The organism is Rhodonellum sp. (assembly GCF_030656585.1).
In the GTDB taxonomy this organism is placed as follows: Bacteria; Bacteroidota; Bacteroidia; order Cytophagales; family Cyclobacteriaceae; genus Rhodonellum; species Rhodonellum psychrophilum.
This window is the reverse complement of the sequence record NZ_JAUSPP010000023.1, coordinates 1-23,261: the sequence shown is the minus strand read 5'-3', so window position 1 is coordinate 23,261 and position 23,261 is coordinate 1. Positions and strand designations below refer to the sequence as shown.

Genomic DNA, 23,261 nt, shown 5'->3' with positions numbered 1-23,261 from the left:
ACTGAATTTTATTTTTCGATCAAAACACCGTCTTCCAATTTGAAGATGGGTATGTATCGGTTATTCTTACTGTTTTGAAAATTAGTTCCGTAGGATATTTTCCCCTTCCTGAAACCTTTTTTGTCTAAATTCTTTCTGAGGTCAAAACCTTCATTGACGTTGATGGATTCATGAAGCCAATAGGCCAAGTCATATCCTAAATGGGCATTGAAAGAAGGGAATGTGTTGAATTGCTTATAAAATCCATTTTTGAAATTCTCTACCTCAGGACTTTCCAACCTGACAGCATTGTTGCCAATAAACCGTAGGTTTTGGTTTTCCAGCATTTCATAATTGGCGAAATTGAAGTAAAGCCAACTGTCCATTACGAAGATCGGCAAATCCACATTGATGGATTCGAGTAATCCGAAAATGGGGGACGCAATGTTTGGGTCATCCGAAAAAACAAACACCATGTCTGCTTTCGGATTTGAATTTCTCGAAACGTTCAAGTTTGAGAAAAAAGTACGGATGTCTTTTTCATTCACCGATTTATTTGCAACGATTTGGTACCCCAATTTAACCGCCAATTCTGCAGTTTGTTTCGACAAAAGCTCATCTCGAGTGGCTCCGGAATATGCGATAGCAATTCTTTTTCCTTCAAGATTTTTTCTTGAAAAATCCATCAATCCTTGGCTGATGGAAGAGACCGAAGGCCTAAACAAATAAGCAAAGTCATAGGCTTCAAATTTTTCATCTACGTTGGACAAAGGGTTGATAAAGGGAATGTCATTGTTTTCTGCAAAAGCAGCCACTATTTCAGTTTCCTCAGGGTATACCGGGCCCACGATGATATCTGCTATTTCCAGAAATGGATCTGCCAATATTTGTTTTAATTTTTCGGGATTTCTTGCAGAATCGAAAGAGCGTAAGTTTACTTTCTTGCCATTTTTATTCAATTCATCGACACCTAATTTTAATCCTTGGTAAAGCTCAAAGATAAAGTTGTGTGCATTTAGATTGTTTACTCCGGAACCCCCGGAATAATTGAAAGGAAGGATGACTGCCACATCCAAAAATTGAGGGTTTTTATTTTTTTCTTTCTTCGCAATTCCATCCTCTATTTTCGCGGATTTGACCTGGTTGTAGATTGCCTTTTCATCAGTGGACATGATGGTTTGGCTTTCCAGTTTTTCTTTCAAGGCTTGCATAAAACCTTGGTTGGCGTTGAATTTGGAAAGATTTGAAGTTAAAAAACTCACGGATTCATTTTTAAGAAAAATATAGCTGGCTTTTTCTGCCTCTTTAAAGAGGTTAGCATCTTTAATTTCTGAAATTGCGACTAATGCTGATAAATTATCTTTTTTCTGGAAATTTGCCAAAGCATATAAATATTTTGCATCATCCAGTTTTCTCCATGATTTGACTTCCAATAGCGGCTTTAGTGATGTGGAGGCCAATTCAAATTGATTGTTGAGGTATCCGGCATGTGCAAAATGGTAAGTGGCGTATTTGGAAAGCTCTCCAAATTTGGTGTCATCCATGTAAGGCACCAAAAGACCCATGGCCTCTTTGTAATTCCCATAACCGATCAGGGTTTTGGCTCTTTTATAATTGGCTAAATTGTCCTGAGCGTAAGTATTCGTTACAAATACAGGAATCAAAATTAATAGCAACAAAAGGCTTCTCATAGAATATTTTTCAAATTACAAAGACAAAAATTATTCCTAACGTAAATAGTTTTCAAATTTAATGGATTTTGGGTCAAATAAAAGGGAACTGTTTAAGACTCTTAAATGAAAAAGGCTACAGGAAGTATGTTTTTGTTTTCCTGTAGCCTTTTATCTTACCTTTTTTGGTTGGTTTTATTCCCACTCAATGGTAGCAGGTGGTTTTGAGGAAATGTCATAAACAACACGGTTTACACCCTTTACTCGATTGATGATTTCATTGGACATCTTGCCGAGAAACTCATATGGCAAATGGATCCAGTCTGCAGTCATTCCATCCACCGAACCTACAGCTCGCAGGGCGACGACTTTTTCATAAGTCCTCTCGTCACCCATAACTCCCACGGAATGAATCGGGAGTAAAATTGCTCCTGCTTGCCAAACTTCATCGTAAAGTCCATGATCTTTTAAGCCCTGAATGAAAATATGATCCACTTCCTGAAGTGTTTTTACCTTTTCGGCGGTGATATCACCCAAAATCCGAATGGCCAATCCAGGCCCGGGAAATGGGTGTCTGCCGATGATTGTTTCTGGGATTTCCAAAGCCCTGCCAACTTCTCTCACTTCATCCTTGAACAGGGTGTTGAGCGGCTCAACCACCGAGAGTTTCATGAAATCAGGCAATCCACCGACGTTATGGTGGGATTTGATCGTGGCCGATGGACCATTGATGGATACCGATTCGATCACGTCTGGATAGATGGTTCCCTGTCCCAACCATTTTACGCCTGGTATTTTATGGGCCTCTTCGTCAAAAATCTCGATAAAAACCCGGCCGATTGCTTTTCTTTTGGATTCTGGTTCCGTCAATCCCTCCAAAGCGTCGTAAAACTGTTGCTTGACATCCACTCCGATTACATTGAGTCCCATGTGTTTGTAGGAATCCAATACTTCCTCGAATTCATTTTTTCGAAGCAGTCCGTTGTCCACAAATACACAGGTGAGGTTTTCTCCAATCGCCCTGTGAATCAGTGTAGCGGCCACAGAAGAATCTACTCCTCCGGAAAGGCCCATGACTACTTTGTCGGTACCGATTTTTGCTTTGAGGTCGGCAATCGTTGCGTCTATAAAAACGTCGGAAGTCCAGTCTTGGGCGCAGCCACATATTTGGACCACAAAATTTCTCAAGAGGTTTTTTCCTTCTGATGTATGCGTGACTTCAGGGTGGAATTGAATTCCGTATGTATCTTCCCCTTCGATTTTAAATGCAGCGACCCTAACGGAAGAGGTGCTCGCAATCACTTCAAAGCCTTTTGGTAACTCTTTTATGGTGTCCCCATGGGACATCCAAACTTGGGATCCATGGGTCATTTCTTTCATTAAATCATAATGGGTGTCAATATGGCTTAAATTGGCTCGGCCATATTCCCTGATTTCAGAGGGGAGGACCTCTCCACCATACTTAAGGGCTAAAAGTTGAGAGCCATAACAAACGCCAAGAATTGGTAATTTGCCTCTTAAACTGTCGAGATCCAAATCAGGTGCGCCTTCATCTCGGACAGAGCATGGACTACCGGAAAGAATGATTCCTTTGATTTCAGAAGTGATTTCTGGAATCTTATTAAAAGGGTGGATTTCGCAATATACATTCAGTTCTCTCACTCTTCGGGCGATGAGTTGGGTGTACTGAGAACCAAAGTCAAGGATCAATATTTGTTCTGCCATGCGCAAAGGTAAACAGGCTATCCAAATTGCGAAAATTATATCCTGAAATTTTCAGAAGATAGTTCCAGATTGGACTGATGATCGAGGCATTGACGTCTTTTTTCAAGCTTTTATTTTTTTCACCCCTAGGGCAAAAACTTTACGCGGATTTTCAATCAACAGAAGATCCAACTCTTTTTGTGTAAATCCCTTTTCTTTCAAGGCTGGAATTAAAACCTTGAATATGGACGTGAATTCCTTAAAATCGCCTCCATCAGGCTCTCCTGGACTGTACCACCCTGCATCATGAGAAATAAGGATTTGATTCAACAAATCATTTTCCTTGGCGAAAACCAGTCTTTCCAGATGACCATCCAAATCCCAGACGACTCCATCCAAACTGATCCAGACTTTTGATTTTCCTGCTTCCAAATATTTTCCGAAGTCTTGCTCTGCTTGTGCATGTACCCAAACAAATGCTGAAAGGTCAACGCCTTCGGCCTTTAAAATAGCGATTTGTGCGGAGGCAGTTTGCCAAGATCCCGTATGGGAGACGATTGCCATTCCAGTTCTAAGGTGGGTAAGCGCAGCCGCCTTGACCAGTTTTTGGTCCATTTCTGACAATTCCGATGTGTCATTTACCGATATTTTTATAAATGCGGGCTTGATCCCGGTTTGTTCAATACCGTTTTCAAATTCCATAATCCATCTTTTGGACAGCTCCTTCGCCGTTTCGGAATAGGCATGTTGTGGTAAGTATTTTCCGCCTACGGCTCCATAGTAGCCGGTATTCGTGAGGATATTCAAACCGGAAAGCTCGCTAAGTTTTTTCAGCAATTCAGGATCTCGTCCCAAATAGGCGGGTGTACATTCCATGATGGTTTCCACTCCGAGGGATTTTAATTCCAGGAGATAGGGGAGGACTTTTTTTGTGACAGTATCTCTATCCCAACGGTTGTATCCGGTTTTGTCAGCACCAATAAAATCAACAAGAATGTGTTCGTGAATCAATGAAATACCCAAAGAATCTGCAGAAACCAAGCCTTTGGCGGTGTGGATAGGGGCACTTTTGGGAAGGTTTGGGCCGCAGGAAAAAACATGGATGGCCAGAATGAAAATGTAGAGGATGGTGTGTTTCATAAGGCCATTATTGAATCAGGCTAAATATTGATACCTGTAATTTAACCACATTGTTTCAGAAAAATAAAAAATCACACAATTTTGGGAGAATAAACGAAGGTGGGTTTCCACTTAGCCATCAGCCAAATCCGCTGCTTCTCCTTCAAATAACGTTTCAAGAGCAACTGCTTGGATTTTTTCCACTTCTTCTAGGTATCTGCCAAATGCCGCAGTACTTCCATGGGTTAGATAAACCTTTTCTGCTTCAGTGGATTTGATGGCTGTGATCAATCCTTCCCAATCGGCATGATCCGAAAGAACAAATCCAATATCGGCGGCGCTGCGCTTTTTGGCACCACGGATATTCATCCAGCCAGAGCAAACAGCTGTGCGGAAGGGTGCGAATTTTTTCATCCAAGCACTCCCCATCGCAGAGGGTGGGGCTATGATAAGAGCTCCTTTGAATCTCGATTTAGGAGTTTCGGCAGTCACTTTGGGGATGTCTCGTATAGGAACTCCATTGGATATTAATGCTTGGTTGGTGTTCCAGATGGCTCCATGGGCAAAAATGTCACCGATAGAAGCCTCCAAGTTATTGATGATTCGCTGGGATTTTCCAAGGGAATAGCTGAAGATCACAGAATTTCGACCCTGTTCTGCATTTTGCTTCCACCAAGCATTGATGGAAGCAAAAACAATTGCCTGTGGTTCCCATTTATAAATTGGCATCCCAAAGGTGCATTCAGAAACAAATTCATGGCATTTCACCGGTTCGAATGGTTTGGATAAGCCATCATCCTCTATCTTATAATCCCCGCTGATGACTACTATTTTACCTTTGTAACTCAGCTTAACTTGAGATGATCCGGGGATGTGGCCTGCTGGATGAAGAGATACTTTTACTCCATTGATATCCAAAATTTCGCCATATTCCATGGTTTCCAACGATATATCCGAACCCAATCTAAGCCGCATCACTTTTTCCGAATGGTGGTGGGCGAGGTAGTGTTTCATTCCCCAGCGGGAGTGGTCAGCATGGGCATGTGTGATGATAGCCTTATCAACCGGTTTCCATGGATCAATAAAAAGCTCCGCCTGTGGGCAATAAAGGCCATGATCGGTGAGTTCGATTAAAGACATAATGTGGGTTTGATTCTGAATTTAAAAAAAAAAGAGAATTGAAGACAAAAGATTTCGTTTTTTATCAAACTTATCTCCTATCCCAGGCTGTGAAGCTTTAGATTTCAGTCAAGCCTTTTCCCGGCTTTGGATAGCTAAGCCGAGAAAGTTTTTTTCCCAAATGGTATTCATCCAATCCGGAAACGGTGACAGTTCCCAAAAAATCCAAATCAAGAAAACCATCTGCCTTAATTCCTTCTTCCTTCACAAAGACATGTTCGATTGCTCCAATGATCAGGACGGTTCCATTGATTTTCAATGTCTGGTGCTCTGAGTAAGAGCAAGCTATTTTCATGGGGCTCATCTCCACAAATGGCGCATGAAATCCTGATAAATATTCCTCCTTTAACCCAGTGGCCTCAAATTCAGACCCTTCATAATTGGCAGCGGTTTGATGGGCTTCCTTATAAAAATCTTTTGTGACATGGTTCAATGTGAAAAAACCAGTTTCTAGGATGTTTTCCAAAGTATGCCTGACGACCGTATGCGGTCTAAATAGAATCCCAACCAGGGGAGGCGTGGCTCCGATGTGGAAGATTTGTGAAAAAGGGGAGAGGTTTGACACTCCCGCGTTATTTTTTGTGCCAATGAGATTCAGGCTTTTGTAGCCTGAAAGGCAATTGACGAAGTTTCTTCTGAAGGAAGGATCCGCTTCTAATATGGACTGCTTATCGAAATGTTTGATCATTTGACAATCGCTTCTTCTATAGAATCGCAATATTGGATATCTAGCTGATCAATAATGTTATCAGGATTGTTTTTCATGATCTGCTCCTTGGCAATCATCACCATTTTCTCAAACCATTTCTCGGTAGGTAGGATTTTTCGGTGTTTGACGATGCCATATTTCAACATTTCATTTTTCCAATGAAGGAAATACCATTCCATACTGGGTTGGTGAAAGGCTCTTAAGGATCTTTTGTCAAAAATAAACTTATCGAAATCACCTTTTTTGACGACCTCACTGATCTGCAAAAAAGTATTTTTAAAATCCTCTATGGGTACATAATCCGTCAATAACTCACAGATGATTATTTTTTTGGAATGATTGACGAATACTTTTGAATACCTTTCTTCGAAAAGTAAATCAAATTCATTCAGTTCTATTGAATTGGTTGCCGTATTCATAACAAAGGTGGGTATATCATTTAGAGAAATGAGTTTCTAGTTTTAGAGTGGGTGGTGGCCACTTCATTACGGAAATGATCTAAATTTTCCTCCAACCGGATTGCATATTCCAAAGTTGTTTTCATAAGATCCTGCTGGGAACTTATTTGTTCCTTGAGCCTAGACAATTCTTTGTTCATCTCCATGAATTTTTCTTCATACTCTTTTTTCAGCTTTTCTTTTTCAAGCTTCGCTTTTTTTAATTCTTCCTTGAAAATCAAATATGATTCCGGTGGAGTCTTCATAACCATTGTACATTAAACGCAGGGACAATACCCATATCTTTTACACTTATTACAACCAATTGTTTAAAATTATTTGATCGAAGACATTCCGCCATCCACATGGAGATTTTGGCCCGTCATCCAAGAAGCTTCGTCCGAAAGCAAGTAGACCGTTGCCGAAGCAATATCTGCAGGCTGGCCGTACCTTCCAAGTGGGTGCCTTTTGTTGGAAGCTTCTTTTTTATCCTCATTTCCCAGCAGTGTTGCGGCCAGAGGAGTATCTGTTAAAGACGGAGACACAACATTCACGCGTATCCCATTGGGCGCCCATTCGGCAGCAAGTGACTTGGCCAAACCTTCTACAGCACCTTTGGCGCTTGAAATCGAAGAATGAAATCCCAATCCTACCTTTACGGCCACCGTACTGAATAATACCACTGAGCCTGAGGATGATTTTTTTAATCCAGGCATACAAGCCTTTAGGGTTTTCACCGCTCCCAGTACATTTATTTCATAATCGTTTCTAAAATCACTCAAAGAAAATCTATGAAAAGGTTTAAGATTTATGGTGCCTGGACAATACACAAATCCATCGATTACAGTTGGCAAACCTGATATCGTCTCAAAGTCTTCGGTGACATCGAGTTTTGATTCCCCCGATGCGGTTTTTGAAAAAAGAAAAACATTAGCTCCTTTCGCTTCGAGCATTTCAGAAACCTTAAGTCCAATCCCTGAATTCCCTCCAATAATGACAACGTTCTTATCTTTCATAAAATCTTTATTTAATTAATCCATTAAAATCAAAAATGTTTGAATAGGCACAAAAAAAATCGGGATTTTATCCCGATTTCATTTTGTAATCATTTGATATTTATAAGGAAACGTATTTCAAGAATTCGTTTCTTGTTTGTTCATCCTTTTCAAATTTCCCACCGTAGAAAGATGTCACTGTTGAACTATTTACATCATTGATTCCCCTGGAGGATACACACATGTGATCTGCATCGAGAATGACTGCAACATCGTTGGTGCCCAATATTTCTTTCAATTCATTGCCTATTTGCATGGTCAATCGCTCTTGAACTTGCGGTCTTTTTGCAAAATATTGCACTATTCTGTTTATTTTGGATAGACCTATTACCGTTCCATTCGAAATGTAAGCCACATGGGCTTTTCCATAGATGGGAACGAAATGGTGCTCACAATTTGAGAAAAAGGTGATGTCTTTTTCCACAAGCATTTCGTTGTACTTGTATTTGTTTTCAAAAAGTTTGGCTGCAGGTTTATTCTTTGGGTTCAGACCACTGAATATTTCCTTCACATACATTTTTGCAACCCTGTGTGGAGTTCCTTTCAAACTGTCATCAGAAAGATCAAGACCCATGATGTGCATGATTTCTTTGAAATGCTTTCCAATAAGCTCAATTTTGAGATCGTCATCCATTTCGAATGCATCTGCGCGCAATGGGGTTTCGTAAGAGGTTCCGACGTGATCTTCACCCATTTCTTCTATTTCTTGGGCGTAATTAATTCCCATCGTATTCAACAAAGTTTCTTTCTGTTTCATATAGTCTGATTGTTAAATCGTACTTATCTTCGAGTTGTTTTCTTAAAATATTCCAAATAACCACAGCAATGTTTTCTGCAGTTGGGTTGAGGTTTTGAAATTCATCTGTGTCCAAGTTTAGGTTTTTATGGTCAAATCTATTCAATACGTGCTCTTTGATGATATCGCTTAAAATTTTCAGGTCTATCAAATAACCAGTTTCTGGATCAACAGAACCCCTTATTTGTACGATTAATTCGTAATTGTGACCATGGAAATTCTTGTTGTTGCACTTTCCGAAAATGTTTTCATTCATTTCATCAGACCAGGACGGATTGTTCAGTCTGTGTGCGGCATTAAAGTGCTCTTTTCTAAATACAGTTACTTTCATTATGAGTCAAACAGGAAAGGTTGATTTTTTGTTTAATATTTATTTTTTTTTATTAAACAAAAAATATAATCCATTGAAAATCAATATTTTTAAATTTGAAAGGTTTGGGGAAATTCATTGGGGTTTTTTCAATTTTCATAAATTTTTGAACTCATTCTCCCCGTTTTATGACCGCAATCTAACAATCTAAAGCAGAGAAACAGTTCACGCTTACCCTATTAAATATATTTTGAGTCAAATAATCACCTTAATATTTCAACAAACTAATTCATAATCAAATATTTAAAGGCTTAAGGATTTGCATTATTGAAAAAAGGGACCGTTTTTTGTTCTTTGGGTTAAACTTAAAGAAAATCCTTTCAAATGGTGAAAATTCTGACTTTGTTGACATGCTTTTTTTTGGGGCCAATTTTAAATTTCCATTCTCCTTTATCTTCTTCAATTTTGGAAGAAGAAGTGATGATGGTCAATGCAGAAAACAAATTCATGGATAGGGTTGTCAACAACCAAAACAATCCAGAGAGTGAAATGCCAACCCACGAGGTCCTTCAATATGGAATAAAAGGATATTCTCAATTGTCGAATACTGGTGAAATCCAGCAAGGAAAACCCCTAACGATCATCGATTATTCTTTGCCTTCCAACAAAAAAAGGATATGGGTAATCGATATGGAGTCAGGTACGATTCTTTACCACGATTTGGTTTCACACGGTAGAAATTCCGGAGAATTGTTTGCAAGAAAATTCTCCAATGTAAATTCTTCTTACATGAGTAGTTTGGGGTTTTATTTTACTGGAGAAACATATCATGGAAAACATGGATATTCCCTTCGTTTGGACGGTATTGAAAAAGAATTCAACGGAAATGCAAGGGAAAGGGCAATAGTCATCCACGGCGCAGATTATGCAAAGGAGGAATTTGTCCATCAAACAGGACGCTTGGGTCGTAGCCTCGGATGTCCAGCGCTTCCCGAAAAGGCGGTTTCTCAAGTCATCAATTTGATCAAAGAAAAATCCCTGATATTTATTTATGGCAATGATGCGGAATATCTCAATAAGTCGGAATTTTTAAATGCCTGATTAATTTTTTCTTTTTTCCATCAGGGACTTGTGTATTTCTGAATCCCTTGAATAGATATCTCTTCTAAAATACATGTTTCCATTCGTGTCCGCCCAATAGGTGATGTACACGATCAAAACGGGAATTTGTCTGTCCAACATCACTGTTTTTTCTTTGGCGAGATGCATCGCTTTTTTGATTTCCTCATCGCTCCATTTGTTGTCAAAAGACAACAATAATTTTGCAAACTCGAAGGGTTTTTGCAACCGGATGCATCCATGACTCAAAGCCCGATCTTCCCTTTCAAAAAGGTTTCGCGAAGGGGTGTCGTGGATATAAACGCTGTACTTGTTGGGAAACATGAATTTGACCAGTCCGAGTGCATTCTGCTCTCCCGGTCTTTGTCTGATGATATAGGGGAATGTTCTTGGGTTTACTTTTGACCAGTCGATCGTTGAGGAGGGGACTATTTGGCCAGTATTTGTCAATATTTCCATGTTGTTCCTGGCCAAATATCGATTATCTCTTTTTACTGCGGGGATGATTTCATTTCTGGTTATGGACCGAGGAACTGTCCATGTTGGGCTAAAAACGATATAAGACATCATTGCGCTGAATTGTGGAGTGGAATGGTAGCTTTTCCCCACAATGACTCTTGAACTCAACAATGTGTCCCGATTTTGGATGTAGTCCAATTGGAAATTTGCAGTATTGACCAAAATCAATTCTTGGTCTTTGAGATTGCCTGGGATCCATCTCAATCTTTCCAAGTTTACAGATGCTGTTGCAATCAGATCTTTCGGAGTTTGGTTCAATGCATGAATCGTTCCTTGGCCGATAATACCATCTGGCTCCATGCCATGCCTCTTTTGGAATTTTCTTACCCCAAGTACCGTAGTGGAATCATAAAGGTTTTCCTTAGAGGATAAATTTTCATCGAGAAATCCCCAAAAAACCAGCCGTTTTCTTATTTCTGGGATATTGTTATTGGATTCTCCTGGTTTGGTGGATTTATCGACCTTAAGACCTTTCCAGGAAGCGATTGGATCGGTTTCGAATTTGGTTTGGAATTCGAAAAGTGTTCGAAGTCCGTCTCGCATATTTTTGTAGATGGAAAAAGAAGGGTAAAGTTCTTCAATATTCTTTCTGATTGCTCCTTCCGACAATGCTACTTGTAGTCTTTCATCAATGTTCAATTCTGGTGCAGACCTTTGGATGTTCCATTCCGCATTTAGATTTTCTGGATTGACTTTTCCCAAATACAGATGGGAGGAAAGCATAATGTAAGCATCAGTGAGCAATATGTCAATTGAAGCAACATCCGACTTCTCAATACGAGCTTGTCGGGTATCCAAGGTTTCAAATTTTTCGAAAATTGTATTTATCAAATCCAAATGATAATCTGCGGCGTTCAGTCCATCGAATTTGGCTTGTTGGATTTCATAGCGCATTTCATAAGCCATTTCAGAAAGTTTTTCATTCTTCGACCAGGCAGGTTCAAAATTCCTGTTTTGGTAGAATTTTATGATTACGACTGAACTGAATAGATTGTTTCCAAAGATCGAAACTGAGGTTTCGGGTTCTGTTGGCTCCAAAATGTTTCTGATCAATGTGGGGGTTTCAATCGCCTGATCCGCTTGCTGTGCTTGGAGAAAATGGCAAAAGGACAGGCAAATGAGAAAAAAAAGGGTTTTTGAATTCATGGTATTGTCCTGATTAATTTTGAATTTACAAACAAATCACGTTAGAAAAAAGACGTGAAGGAGATCGTTTTTGTTTGTTTGGGTTTAAAAAATCAAAACCAGTATTAAAAAATATGGACCTGTTTTTTTGGTGACGAAAAGGAAGTTTGAATCAAAAATTCAAGGTTGGAAAAAAAAATCAAATTCCGGGACTGCTTTTTTCATTGATCTTTTCCAAATCAAACAAATCCGAAATAAGATCGATCATTTGGTCAGCCTCATCTCTTTTGCATGCTGCACGGAGTTGAACCACCGGTACTTTCAGGATTTTCTGCATCATGCTTTTGGTGACCTTATCGATGATGGCATATTGCTTTTCATCGGCGTTTTTAAGGAACCTTTCCATCTCCTCCAGCCTGATTTGCTCAAGGGCATTTTTTAATTTGTTGATGGTCGGAGATACAGACATTTCCTTTTTCCAGTTGTAAAAATCGGAAATGCTTTCTTCGATAATTTGCTCTACCAAAGGTATTGCAGCCAATCTTTTTTTAAGTGTCTCGGAGGCTTTGCTTCTGATATTGTCCACATTGTAAAGAATGGCTCCAGGAACATCTTCTACAGAAGTGTCTATGCTTCTTGGAACCGAAAGGTCCACAAATAATTTATAGCTTTGGATATCAAATGATTTCACCAAGGATTTGGTAATGAAAGGCTCGGATTTCATGATGGAAGACACGATGACATCGGCGTCCTTCATGGCTTCAAAACAGTTTTCGAAAGGAATCACATCAAATCCCATCTCGTCAGCAATTGTCTTTGCCTTTCCAAAAGTCCTGTTGGTGATGGTTATTTTGGCATCTGGAAGATGAACCATGTTTTTCGCCACATCTTCGCCGATTTCTCCCACTCCAATGAGTAAAATTCTAGGTTGATAGGTGTTTGAAGTAAGTTCTCCTATCAATTCCACAGCAGCATAGGAAACAGAGGCAGCACCATCCCGAAAAGCGGTTTCTTGAACAACCCTTTTGTTGGTGAAAAATACGGTATGCATCAAGCGGTGGAGGAATGGACCAGCCATATCCAAGTCAGCAGACGCTTGGTAGGCTCTTTTTACCTGATTGGAAATCTGCATATCCCCAACGACTTGGGCTTCAAGCCCCATGGAAACATTGAAAAGATGTCGAATGGCTTTTACTTCATCATTCAAAATCCTGAAATATTCCAAATAATTTACGATATCCGTAATTCCTTTTTCCAGCCCTATCAACTTGATGATTTCAGTACTGAGATCAAGTTCGTGGGAGTAATATATTTCTGTTCGATTGCAGGTAGAAAGAATAAGCGTGTTTGAAACACTGAAAAATTCCTTTAATTTAATCAATAAGGAATGGATGGAAGCTTCGTCTATTGCGATTATCTCCCGAATCTCTACTGGGGCATTTTTGTGTGATAAACTTATTGATCGAAATTTATTCTGCATTACCATTGATTTTCTTTTACAAATTTAATTCAGAATGTGTCGCAAAGGAAGATTTAGAGTAAACTCTGGGTAATTTAAAATCTATCTAAATAAGGATGCGCGACAGTTGATTTTATTTGTGATACAATAATCGACAAACTTGGATAATAATTCCAATTTGATTAAATTATCATCGATAGATACGATCTATAATAGGCTTCTGGATCGAAAATAATCTGTTTGTTTTTTATGTTGTCAAAAATTAACTTTTTCCTTAAGAACTATCTGGGATTTACCCGCCGGGAATCGCGGGGATTTGTTTTTGTCTTGCCCGTTTTATTCGTTTTATATGGCGTTCCAGTCGTGTATGATAGCATTATTGAAAAGCAAAATGCTCAGTATTATAAGGAGTATCTTCTTGCCTTGGATAGCCTGGATTTGGAAGGAGCTGGATGGTTGCAATTCCATTCCATGAAAGATTCTATATTGAAGTCAGGCACGCAGGATTCTGTCAAGAAAGTTTTTACGTATAAAAGCCCCAAAAGTCCAGTGCTCAATAAATTGAGTTTCTCCGATGCGGATTCCGTGGTGTTACAGATCGTGCCTGGAATCGGGCAAACCATGGCGGGAAGAATTGTAAAATTCAGAGAGAATTTGGGTGGTCTTCACCAAAAAGAACAACTTTTGGAAGTCTATGGAATGATGCCGGAGGTGATGGACCGGGTTTATGAATATTTTGAATTTTCTCCAGGGATATCAAAGAAAATTAAGATCAATGAACTCGATGTCACTGAACTGGCGAAACATCCCTATATCAATTATGGAACAGCCAAAGTAATCATCGCTTTTCGGGAGCAACACGGTAGATATTCATCGGCTGAGGATTTGCTCAAAATCAAAATTTTCAACGAAGAATGGCTGCAAAGGCTGAGACCCTATTTGGAATTCTAAACCCCTGTGATTCAAAACCAATTCAATTCCAGCTATTGATGAATTAATGATCATTCTTTGTTTACTGTCCTTGACTTCATCCTTTCGATGATATACCCGATTTTCCAAATAGTCTGATTTTTTTTACGGTTTCAAGTCCTATTAATAAACCCAATGCATATTTCGGGTTACACTGCGGAGGCGCCTAGGAAATGAAGCGCATCTGCTGCGTATGTTTTACTGTGGTAAATAGGAAACGTGATGTTCTCAAAAAACCTTTTTGCCTCCTATAAAAGTAGCGGACACTTTCACGTTCCTGAGTTCATTTTCCTTTGCGGTCATGATGTCTTTTTCCAAAACCACAAAATCCGCCAACTTCCCTGCCTCGATGCTTCCTTTTAGTTTTTCCTCAAAATTGGCATAAGCCGCCCAGATGGTCATTCCCTTGAGGGCATGTTCCCTGGTGATCTTGTTTTCCGGCTGAAAACCTTGATCGGGCCAGTTTTTCGCATCCTTTCTGACGACGGCCGAATGAAAGCCATTTAAAGGGTTGATGTGCTCTACCGGAAAATCGCTCCCCAATGCCAACATCCCGTTTTGGTCCAAAAGATCCTTGTATGCATAGGCGGTTTTAATCCTAAAAGGCCCAAGCCGTTGACCTGCCCAATACATGTCGGAAGTAGCGTGGGTGGGTTGGACTGAAGGAATGATACTAAAGGATGCGAATTTGGGCATGTCATCGATGCTGACCACTTGTGCGTGCTCGATTCTCCACCTCAAGTCATTTTTGCCTTTTAGATGCTTTGCATATATATTCAAAAGGGTCCTGTTTGCGGAATCACCGATGCAATGGGTATTCATTTGGAAGCCATTTTGATACATTTTTTGCGCCAGCTCATCAAAAGCCTCCTGTGTGTTCAGCAAGAATCCATAGTCTGTCTTCGCATCATGGTAGGGTTGGAGCAACGCGGCACCTCTTGACCCCAAGGCGCCATCCCCATAAATTTTAAAGCTTTTGATGGTCATCTGTTCGTCTTGATAGGGGCCGGTTTTGAAATAATGCTCCATATTCTCCTTCGAAGGATTGACCATCGCATAAATTCTCATCTTTAGGGTGTTGTCTTTGTGCATTTCAGACATCAGGTCTATGATTTTTTTGTCCAATCCGGCATCTGCGACGGTGGTCAGTCCCACACTGAAACAATTTTCCTGTGCGGCGATCAAGGCCGATCTCGACTCTTCGATTCCTGCATCTGGGATTTTGTCGGACACCATCTTGATGGCATTGTCGATCAATACACCGGTTGGTTTGCCCTCTTTCAATATTACTTTTCCGCCGAGTATTTGTGTTTTTGCGCTGATACCGCCCATTTCCAGGGCTTTTTGGTTGGCCAATGCAGCATGTCCATCGATTCGGGTCAGGAGTACAGGCGTATTGGGAAACAAGGAATCGAGTTTGGTTTTGGTGGGGAATTCTTTTTCGGGCCAGAGGTTTTGGTCCCAGCCTCTTCCCAAAATCCAGGCAACTTCAGGGTTTGCGCCACGGTGTGTCACCACCCTATCCACTAATTCCTCTTCCGACTCTGCTCCCAGTAAATCAGCAACATGAAGCCCCAGCCCATATCGGTAAAAGTGCGCATGAGCATCTATAAAGCCGGGATAGATGGTTTTTCTTCCCATATCAAGCGTCTCTGATGCTTCATATTTTGAAAGGATATTGGAGTCCGTGCCTGCAGCGACAAACTTCCCATCTTTCACAGCCATTGCCTGCACAATGTCGAATCCGGATGAAACGGTATAAATGGTGGCGTTGTGGATGATGAGATCCACTTTTTCTTTGTCAGGGGAGCAGGAAGAAATTACCACGATCAAGAGCATCAAGGCAATTGCATGCATTATTTTAGTCATTTGGAGTAATTTGGTTTACTTTCTTGATTAAAGCCAGCATATTTGTGGCATGGTTAGCGGCAAGTATGGGTTTTTGAATGAAAAGCTTCAGTTTCCCCCTTTTCATTTTAACTTGAGGGAAGAAGGGGATGGGAAATTAAGCATTTTCGATGCATTGAGAAAGAAATATTTGATAGTGACTCCCGAAGAATGGGTAAGACAACATATAATTTTATACCTTACACAGCATCACCAATATCCCAAGAGCCTATTTGCTTTGGAAAAAGGCATCAAATACAATTCCCTGAATAAAAGATTTGATATATTGGTTTTGGACAGGGAAGGAGCCCCGTTTTTGTTGATAGAATGCAAAGCGCCTGAAGTGGCGTTGACCCAAAAGACAGTAGAACAAGTATGTGTCTACAACAAATCTGTAGGTGCTCGCCATATCGGCATTTCAAATGGAAAAGTGCATCTCTTTTTCACATATGATTTATTGTCAGACCGATATATTCAAACCGAATCACTCCCCAAACTTTAGACTGAACATGATTTTAAAATGATTTTTGTCATGTTTTATTATTATATTTAGATATTGTTTCCCTCAATACTAAAAAGGAAGAAATTATGATTGTACGAGAAAAAAGTACGCCTTGCGAAATGTGTTTGAGCAGAAAGTTTTCAATGTTTTCAAATCTGTCCGAACCGCATTTATGTAATTTATCAGACAATAAAAATTTCATTTCCCACAAAAAGGGTCAGATTTTATTTTATGAAGGCACCAAACCACTAGGGGTTTTTTGTATCAATGACGGTGTTGTGAAAGTTTTTAAAACCGCCTCCAACGGCAAAGAACAAATTATTCGTTTGGCTAATAAAGGAGAGTTTTTGGGATATTCCTCCCTTTTGGGCGAGGAAGTGTATTCAAGTACGGGTACCATTGTGGAAGATGCGAAAATCTGTTTTGTCCCCAAAGAAACTTTTTTGAAGGTGCTTGTTGAGGACAATTCCTTTCATAGAAGACTTACCAAGGCGCTTTGCCAAGATTTGGGGATTATGGAACACAAACTGACAGATGCCACCCAAAAATCGATTCGGGAACGTTTGGCTTTCACCCTTCTGAAGTTGAGTGAAACCTATGGAGTTGACGGTGGTGCAGGCGAGAAAATTGATGTGGTGCTTACGAGGGAGGAAATTGCGGGATTGGTCGGTACAGCCACAGAGACGATCATCAGGTTGCTTTCCGAATTCAAAAAGGATGAATTGATCAATTTTGAAGGGAAGAAAATTATTGTATTGAACAAAAAAGGACTTGCGCGGCTTTCTGATTTTTATGGGGGATGATCAGTTTGAAGACTTTATACTGTGTCATTCTTGTCACTTGTTTTGTCATCATTCAGGGCCATGCCCAGAGTTTTGGGTATAGAACCCTGCTCAAGGGATTTTACGATTCAGATTTTCCTGTCATTTACCCAAATCAAAAAGAACTGATTTCAAAGGCGGTCTTGCTCGATACCAGGGAAAAATCAGAATTTGAAGTCAGTCATCTTGATAATGCCCGATGGGTGGGCTATGATGGCTTCCAAATCAGCTCCGTTTCGGACATCCCCAAAAACCATCCTATAGTAGTGTATTGCACTGTTGGCGCGAGGAGTCAGGAGATCGGGAAAAAACTCAAGAGTGAAGGGTTTACCCAAGTGTACAATTTATATGGTGGAATTATCCATTGGGTCAATGAATCGAATCCAGTATTCAAGGAGGAAAAAGAAACGGAACAGGTTCATACCTACAGTCGCATGTGGGGTGTTTGGCTTAAAAAAGGGGAAGGAGTGTTTTGATTTTTTCATGCTTTTGTGAATGTCCTTGTCCCGACAAATACTACTTGATTTAATGGTTAAATTTGGGTTTATTCATCCAAAGTAGGGGGCTTTACGTTACTCTCTATCTACTTTATGAAAAAAAATCCATGATTATGAGAAATTCAATTTTGATCGTCTTGCTGTTTTTTTCAGTTGCTTGTCACGGATCTACTTCGGGCCAATCTGGAACGCAAGCGCCTTCACATCAATTGTTTGATGAATTGCTGAAAAAGCATGTAAGCAAAGACGGTATCGTGAATTATAAGGGTTTTATTCAGGAAAAACCCAAACTGGAAAAATACCTTAAATTAATCAGCGAAAATGCACCTGATCGGAAAACGTGGAGCAAGGATGAACAATTGGCCTATTGGATCAATGCCTACAATGCCTTTACGGTCAAGCTGATCGTGGACAATTATCCTGTAAAAAGTATTCAAGATCTCCATCCCACTTTAAAAATCCCCTTGATCAATACCGTCTGGCATATCAAATTTTTCCAAATTGGAGGAAAGGACTCCAACCTGGATGAAATCGAGCATAAAATCCTGCGAAAGGAATTCGAGGAGCCCAGAATTCACTTTGCGATCAATTGCGCTTCCTTCTCCTGTCCACCTTTATTGAATGAAGCTTTTGTGGCTTCCAAAATCGACCAACAGTTGGATAAGGTTGCAAAGGATTTTATCAATGATCCCAAAAGGAATAAAATCACTGCGGATAAACTGGAAATTTCCCAGATTTTCTCTTGGTTTAAGGGTGATTTCACCAAAAAAAGCAGTTTGATTGATTTTCTGAATCGATACGCTTCCGTCAAGATCAATTCCAACGCCAAGATCTCCCATATGAAGTATGACTGGACCCTCAATGAATAATCCCAATTCTTCAAACAAAAAAATCGTCATTTTGGGCAACGGAATAGCAGGCGTGACCTGTGCCAGACATGTCCGAAAAAAAGACGATAAAGCCGATATAACCATTGTATCCGGTGAAACGGCACATTTTTTTTCCAGAACAGCACTCATGTATATTTATATGGGGCACATGAAATACGAACATACCAAACCCTATGAGGATTGGTTTTGGGAGAAAAACAGGATCGACCTGAAGCATGCTTGGGTAGGGAATGTCGATTTCGAATACAAACAGCTTTTGTTCCAGGATGGAGCAACTCTGGCATATGACATCCTGGTTTTGGCAACAGGCTCAAAGCCGAATAAATTTGGTTGGCAGGGTCAGGAATTTAAAGGTGTTCAAGGGTTGTATTCCTACCAAGACTTGGAATTGATGGAGCAAAATACCCAAAACATCAAAAGAGCAGTAGTCGTGGGAGGTGGTTTGATTGGGATAGAAATGGCGGAAATGCTCGCCAGTAGAGAGATTCCTGTTACTTTTTTGGTTAGGGAAAAGAACTTTTGGGACAATATCCTGCCTTTGGAAGAAGCCCAATTGATCAATAGACATATTCTTGAACACCATATTGATTTGAGATTGGAGACCGAATTGGAAGAAATTATCGGGGAGGATTCAGGAAAGGTCAAAGCCATTAAAACCAAAACCGGAGAAATTATCGATTGCCAGTTCGTGGGTTTGACAGTGGGGGTGAGTCCCAACATCGGATTCTTGAAAAATTCGGGTTTGGAAACCAATAGGGGCATTGTCGTGGATAGGTTTTTCCGCACCAACCTTCAGGATGTGTATGCCATTGGTGATTGTGCCGAATTTAAGGAAGCACCTGCTTCGGACAGGAAAAATATCGAACAAGTATGGTATACAGGTCGGATGCACGGGGAAACTTTGGCCTATAACCTTACTACTTCCAATGCAGTGCCTTATCAGCCTGGAATCTGGTTCAATTCCGCCAAATTCCTGGATATTGAATATCAAACCTATGGGCAAGTCCCAGCAATTTGGTCTGATGAAACGGAGAGTTTTTACTGGGAAGACAAATCCGGTAAAATCTGCATCAGACTTCTCTATTCAAAAAAAGACAAAAAAATAATGGGTGTCAATGCTTTTGGTTGGCGCCTCCGCCATGCATTTTTTGACAAAGCCATCTCTGAAGGTTGGTCGCTTGAAAAAGTGCTGAGCCATTTAAATCAAGCCAGCTTCAATCCTGAATTTTCCAAACCATTTCACAAAGAAGTTTTGGCCAAATACAACAGGGAATCAGGAAAAGCACTAGAGACATATAAAGCCTCTTTCTTTAAAAAATTAATCGGATCAAGATCATGAAAAATATTCAAAAAGTAGGCGCGGCCATATTTGTCTTGGGCTTTTTGATCTTTAGTATTCTCCCATTTATTGGGACTTATCAGTTGGGGAAAACAATAGTAGAGGCGAATGTTAAGGATATTCACCGGGAGACAATGGTGGACATCATGTCCCCCATGTATGGAAAAGTGTATGATTCCAACTTCGCCTTCATCAAGGACTTCAAGCAATATTTCAATACGTATAACGATCAGCTTAAATCCAATCAGGAATGGGACAAGGTGATTTGGGACAATTATGCTTTTGATTTGACCAAAGCCTCCAGTTTGGGGCCTGTAGCCAACAATCCCTATTTTTATTTGGGGATTTCTGTTTTGGTGGCGGTGATTGGTGCACTTCTCTATATCCTTCCGCTCTATCGAAGCGAGCCTGAAGGGATCAAAAACAATGGGATATTCTTTTCCTCCATGAAAGCAAAGGGTTTTTTGGGTATTTTGACCGGGACCTATTTGATACTTTTTTATATTGTTCTCTATTGGTTTCCTGAGTACATGACCAATTTGGTGATTGCGGTCGATCCCATCAGCATGGCACTTTCAGGGAATCCTGCCAGTCAATGGTTTCTATACGGTTTGATCTATACCCTCGCCATTTTCGTCATGGGCATCCGGATGTTCAGGAAATACCGAGGGAATAAATACCAGACACTCAGGACTGCTTCAGTGATGTTTTTCCAATTGTCTTTTGCCTTTATTTTGCCAGAGATCTTGGTTTTGTTCAATCAGCCATGGCACGATTTCAAAAATATTTGGCCTCTGGATTATTCGTTTTTCTATGATTATCGCATGGAAGGGATGCTGAGTTCTGGTGCATTGGGGATGTTTATGCTGATTTGGGGGATTATCCTGATCGTTTTGGGTGTGCCATTGCTGACCTATTTTTATGGAAAAAGATGGTATTGCTCTTGGGTTTGTGGTTGCGGTGGACTGGCAGAAACTTTGGGAGATCCTTACCGGCAGCTTTCGGACAAAACCGTGAAATCCTGGAAAATCGAAAGATACCTGATCCATGGTGTTTTGGTTTTTGCAGTGCTGATGACAGCATTGACCATTGGAAATTATTTTTCAGGATTCAGTTTTCTGGGAGATGCCACCAATCAACTACACTCAATATATGGCTTTGCAATTGGCTCCGCTTTTGCAGGGGTGATCGGTACCGGATTTTACCCCTTGATGGGCAACCGCGTTTGGTGTAGATTTGGGTGCCCATTGGCAGCTTATTTGGGAATGGTTCAACGTTTCAAATCCAGATTCCGAATCACCACCAACGGAGGGCAATGCATTTCCTGCGGCAATTGCTCCACGTACTGTGAAATGGGGATAGATGTCCGCTGGTATGCCCAAAGAGGACAGAATATCGTACGTTCTTCCTGTGTGGGATGCGGGGTGTGCTCTGCTGTTTGTCCAAGAGGAGTATTGAAACTTGAAAATGGGGACGAGGAAGGACGGATCAATGACATGCCGATCATTATCGGCAACAAATCCATTACAATTAAATCTTGATGATTCTGATTTATTTCTTCTTGGCTGTGTATGTGTTGGCGATGCTGTTTATTTTACTTTACAGTTTTGCCCAAGCCCATTTGCTGTATCATTTTTTTCGATTCAAAAAAAAACTAAAGCCCCTCTCGTCTCCCGATTGGGATTCCTTACCGATGGTGACTGTACAGTTGCCTATCTTCAACGAACAATATGTTGTCGAGCGCTTGATTGATTCCCTAGCTGCTTTCAGGTACCCAAAAGAGAAACTTGAAATCCAGATATTGGATGACAGTACGGATGAAACCGCTGACATTATCAAAAAACACCTTCAAAATTTCCCGGAATTGAATTTCAAATACATCCATCGGGTCAATCGACAGGGGTTCAAAGCAGGGGCTTTGAAGGAAGGGTTGAAGAAAGCCGAAGGTGAATTCATCGCCATTTTTGATGCAGACTTTGTGCCTGATTCGGATTTTCTATTGAAAACCCTTGGTTTTTTTTCCGATTCCAAGGTCGGGATGGTCCAGACAAGATGGACGCATTTGAATGAGGATTATTCCGTATTGACAAGGTTGCAGGCCTTTGCCTTGGATGCCCACTTCATGGTAGAGCAAATGGGGAGAAACAGTCAGGACGCCTTCATCAATTTCAATGGTACGGGAGGAATCTGGCGGAAATCCTGTATCCTTGATGCAGGCAACTGGCAAGATGATACTCTGACCGAGGATTTAGATTTGAGTTATAGGGCACAAAAAAAAGGCTGGAAGTTTGTTTACAGACCTGATATTGAATCTCCAGCAGAATTGCCGCCGGTGATGTCTGCGATTAAATCCCAACAATTCCGATGGACAAAAGGAGGAGCGGAATGTGCTGCCAAACACCTGGGCTCAGTCTTAAGGGATAAATTCCCTTTCAAGGTGAAGCTGCACGCAGCTGCCCACTTGCTCAACAGTGTCATCTTTATCGCAGTCCTCTTCGTCAGTCTGAGCAGTATACCAGTATGGTGGGCATTTCTTCAGGGATGGATTCCTGATGTGTATTTTCAGGGCGCAGCGGTGTTTTTGATTGGATTTGTGATCATTGCAGGGGTTTATTTTTTCGCAAACCTGAGTCTATTGGAATATTCATTGGGGAGTTTTTTGAGATTCCTCTGGGAATTGCCTTTGTTCCTTTCCGTTTCCATGGGTTTGGGTATCCACAATACTGTTGCCGTCTGGGAAGGACTTACAGGAAAAAAATCAGCCTTTATCCGGACACCCAAATACAATCTGGAAAGCAATAAATCAACATTGGGCAAAAATGTCTATAACCAAATGAAAATCCCATTCACTACCTATTTGGAGGGTTTGATGGCGATCGTGTTTACAGTATTGGTGGCGATTTCCATCATTACACAAACCTACGAAATGCTCGTCTTCCATGTCATGCTCGCCATCGGTTATGGACTGGTGAGCTGGGAATCCTTCAAAAGCTACCGAATGAAGTGAAACCTGTCCAATTTCTGACCTTTACAATCTGAATCCCCTTCCCAAATAAACCATTGTTCCCTACCTCCATTCTTAAATTATGCCTGAGCAATCAAAACCCGACTTTGGATTTCGAATTTCAAAACCTTTCCCCATCATCGATGTCATCATTCCTGCTTATAACGAGGAG

The 23,261-nt window shown here is 40.6% G+C and carries 22 protein-coding genes; 9 read left to right on the top strand and 13 right to left on the bottom strand.

Annotated elements, in window-relative coordinates:
• Positions 1 to 8 precede the first annotated feature (8 nt).
• The 10 genes from Q7J63_RS04980 to Q7J63_RS04935 all read right to left on the bottom strand — a co-directional run bounded on the left by Q7J63_RS04980 (position 9) and on the right by Q7J63_RS04935 (position 8,979).
• Positions 9 to 1,670: an ABC transporter substrate-binding protein gene (locus Q7J63_RS04980; RefSeq protein ID WP_304884444.1), complete on the bottom strand. Its 1,662-nt coding sequence runs from the start codon at positions 1,668 to 1,670 to the stop codon at positions 9 to 11.
• Positions 1,671 to 1,844: 174 nt separating this feature from the next.
• Positions 1,845 to 3,374, bottom strand: a complete 1,530-nt coding sequence (guaA, locus tag Q7J63_RS04975; protein WP_019599197.1) for a glutamine-hydrolyzing GMP synthase — start codon at positions 3,372 to 3,374, stop codon at positions 1,845 to 1,847.
• Between the two features lie 102 nt (positions 3,375 to 3,476).
• Positions 3,477 to 4,493 (bottom strand): phosphotriesterase, encoded by a 1,017-nt coding sequence (locus tag Q7J63_RS04970; RefSeq protein ID WP_304884441.1) that lies wholly within the window; start codon positions 4,491 to 4,493, stop codon positions 3,477 to 3,479.
• A 111-nt stretch (positions 4,494 to 4,604) separates the two neighbouring features.
• Positions 4,605 to 5,612: a ligase-associated DNA damage response exonuclease gene (locus tag Q7J63_RS04965; RefSeq protein WP_304884440.1), complete on the bottom strand. Its 1,008-nt coding sequence runs from the start codon at positions 5,610 to 5,612 to the stop codon at positions 4,605 to 4,607.
• A gap of 97 nt (positions 5,613 to 5,709) precedes the next feature.
• A complete protein-coding gene (locus Q7J63_RS04960; protein WP_304884438.1) occupies positions 5,710 to 6,339 on the bottom strand; it encodes a flavin reductase family protein in 630 nt (209 codons plus the stop codon).
• Positions 6,336 to 6,779 carry a hypothetical protein gene (locus Q7J63_RS04955; protein ID WP_019599202.1) on the bottom strand — a complete coding sequence of 148 codons (444 nt, stop codon included), beginning with the start codon at positions 6,777 to 6,779 and terminating at the stop codon, positions 6,336 to 6,338. The genes Q7J63_RS04960 and Q7J63_RS04955 overlap by 4 nt, the downstream gene beginning before the upstream one ends.
• Positions 6,780 to 6,799: 20 nt before the next feature.
• Positions 6,800 to 7,063, bottom strand: coding sequence for a hypothetical protein (locus Q7J63_RS04950; RefSeq protein WP_019599203.1), 264 nt, complete (start codon positions 7,061 to 7,063; stop codon positions 6,800 to 6,802).
• Between the two features lie 69 nt (positions 7,064 to 7,132).
• Positions 7,133 to 7,813 carry an SDR family NAD(P)-dependent oxidoreductase gene (locus Q7J63_RS04945; RefSeq protein ID WP_019599204.1) on the bottom strand — a complete coding sequence of 227 codons (681 nt, stop codon included), beginning with the start codon at positions 7,811 to 7,813 and terminating at the stop codon, positions 7,133 to 7,135.
• Between the two features lie 100 nt (positions 7,814 to 7,913).
• The gene (gene folE / locus Q7J63_RS04940) at positions 7,914 to 8,609 is read right to left on the bottom strand and encodes a GTP cyclohydrolase I FolE (RefSeq protein ID WP_019599205.1); all 696 of its coding nucleotides are present in this window, start codon (positions 8,607 to 8,609) and stop codon (positions 7,914 to 7,916) included.
• The gene (locus Q7J63_RS04935) at positions 8,569 to 8,979 is read right to left on the bottom strand and encodes a 6-carboxytetrahydropterin synthase (protein ID WP_304884434.1); all 411 of its coding nucleotides are present in this window, start codon (positions 8,977 to 8,979) and stop codon (positions 8,569 to 8,571) included. The genes folE and Q7J63_RS04935 overlap by 41 nt, the downstream gene beginning before the upstream one ends.
• A 363-nt stretch (positions 8,980 to 9,342) precedes the next feature.
• Here Q7J63_RS04935 and Q7J63_RS04930 point away from each other — a divergent pair, with 363 nt between their 5' ends.
• Positions 9,343 to 10,059, top strand: coding sequence for a murein L,D-transpeptidase catalytic domain family protein (locus tag Q7J63_RS04930; RefSeq protein ID WP_304884432.1), 717 nt, complete (start codon positions 9,343 to 9,345; stop codon positions 10,057 to 10,059).
• Here the strand turns inward: Q7J63_RS04930 and Q7J63_RS04925 are convergent, their stop codons facing one another.
• Both Q7J63_RS04925 and hemA read right to left on the bottom strand, forming a co-directional pair.
• Complete coding sequence (locus tag Q7J63_RS04925) at positions 10,060 to 11,742, bottom strand: murein L,D-transpeptidase (RefSeq protein WP_304884430.1); 1,683 nt, start codon at positions 11,740 to 11,742, stop codon at positions 10,060 to 10,062. It lies immediately after the preceding gene.
• Positions 11,743 to 11,920: 178 nt separating this feature from the next.
• Positions 11,921 to 13,201, bottom strand: a complete 1,281-nt coding sequence (gene hemA / locus Q7J63_RS04920) for a glutamyl-tRNA reductase (RefSeq protein WP_019599210.1) — start codon at positions 13,199 to 13,201, stop codon at positions 11,921 to 11,923.
• 228 nt (positions 13,202 to 13,429) lie between these two features.
• On the opposite strand from hemA, the gene Q7J63_RS04915 reads away from it, so the two are divergent.
• The gene (locus tag Q7J63_RS04915; RefSeq protein WP_304884428.1) at positions 13,430 to 14,131 is read left to right on the top strand and encodes a ComEA family DNA-binding protein; all 702 of its coding nucleotides are present in this window, start codon (positions 13,430 to 13,432) and stop codon (positions 14,129 to 14,131) included.
• Positions 14,132 to 14,377: 246 nt separating this feature from the next.
• Here the strand turns inward: Q7J63_RS04915 and Q7J63_RS04910 are convergent, their stop codons facing one another.
• Entirely contained in the window at positions 14,378 to 16,018 is a 1,641-nt protein-coding gene (locus tag Q7J63_RS04910; RefSeq protein WP_304884426.1) for an amidohydrolase, read from the bottom strand.
• A 49-nt stretch (positions 16,019 to 16,067) separates the two neighbouring features.
• Between Q7J63_RS04910 and Q7J63_RS04905 the strand changes: the two genes are divergently transcribed.
• The 7 genes from Q7J63_RS04905 to Q7J63_RS04875 all read left to right on the top strand — a co-directional run bounded on the left by Q7J63_RS04905 (position 16,068) and on the right by Q7J63_RS04875 (position 23,092).
• Positions 16,068 to 16,538, top strand: coding sequence for a type I restriction enzyme HsdR N-terminal domain-containing protein (locus Q7J63_RS04905; RefSeq protein WP_304884424.1), 471 nt, complete (start codon positions 16,068 to 16,070; stop codon positions 16,536 to 16,538).
• An 86-nt stretch (positions 16,539 to 16,624) separates the two neighbouring features.
• Positions 16,625 to 17,341 (top strand): Crp/Fnr family transcriptional regulator, encoded by a 717-nt coding sequence (locus Q7J63_RS04900; protein WP_026333779.1) that lies wholly within the window; start codon positions 16,625 to 16,627, stop codon positions 17,339 to 17,341.
• The gene (locus tag Q7J63_RS04895; RefSeq protein WP_304884421.1) at positions 17,338 to 17,835 is read left to right on the top strand and encodes a rhodanese-like domain-containing protein; all 498 of its coding nucleotides are present in this window, start codon (positions 17,338 to 17,340) and stop codon (positions 17,833 to 17,835) included. Before Q7J63_RS04900 ends, Q7J63_RS04895 begins: the two co-directional genes overlap by 4 nt.
• Positions 17,836 to 17,969: 134 nt before the next feature.
• Positions 17,970 to 18,725 carry a DUF547 domain-containing protein gene (locus tag Q7J63_RS04890; protein ID WP_304884419.1) on the top strand — a complete coding sequence of 252 codons (756 nt, stop codon included), beginning with the start codon at positions 17,970 to 17,972 and terminating at the stop codon, positions 18,723 to 18,725.
• Positions 18,718 to 20,085, top strand: coding sequence for an NAD(P)/FAD-dependent oxidoreductase (locus tag Q7J63_RS04885; protein ID WP_304884417.1), 1,368 nt, complete (start codon positions 18,718 to 18,720; stop codon positions 20,083 to 20,085). The genes Q7J63_RS04890 and Q7J63_RS04885 overlap by 8 nt, the downstream gene beginning before the upstream one ends.
• A complete protein-coding gene (locus tag Q7J63_RS04880) occupies positions 20,082 to 21,626 on the top strand; it encodes a 4Fe-4S binding protein (RefSeq protein ID WP_019599218.1) in 1,545 nt (514 codons plus the stop codon). Before Q7J63_RS04885 ends, Q7J63_RS04880 begins: the two co-directional genes overlap by 4 nt.
• Positions 21,626 to 23,092, top strand: a complete 1,467-nt coding sequence (locus Q7J63_RS04875) for a cellulose synthase family protein (RefSeq protein ID WP_304884414.1) — start codon at positions 21,626 to 21,628, stop codon at positions 23,090 to 23,092. Before Q7J63_RS04880 ends, Q7J63_RS04875 begins: the two co-directional genes overlap by 1 nt.
• Positions 23,093 to 23,261 lie beyond the last annotated feature (169 nt).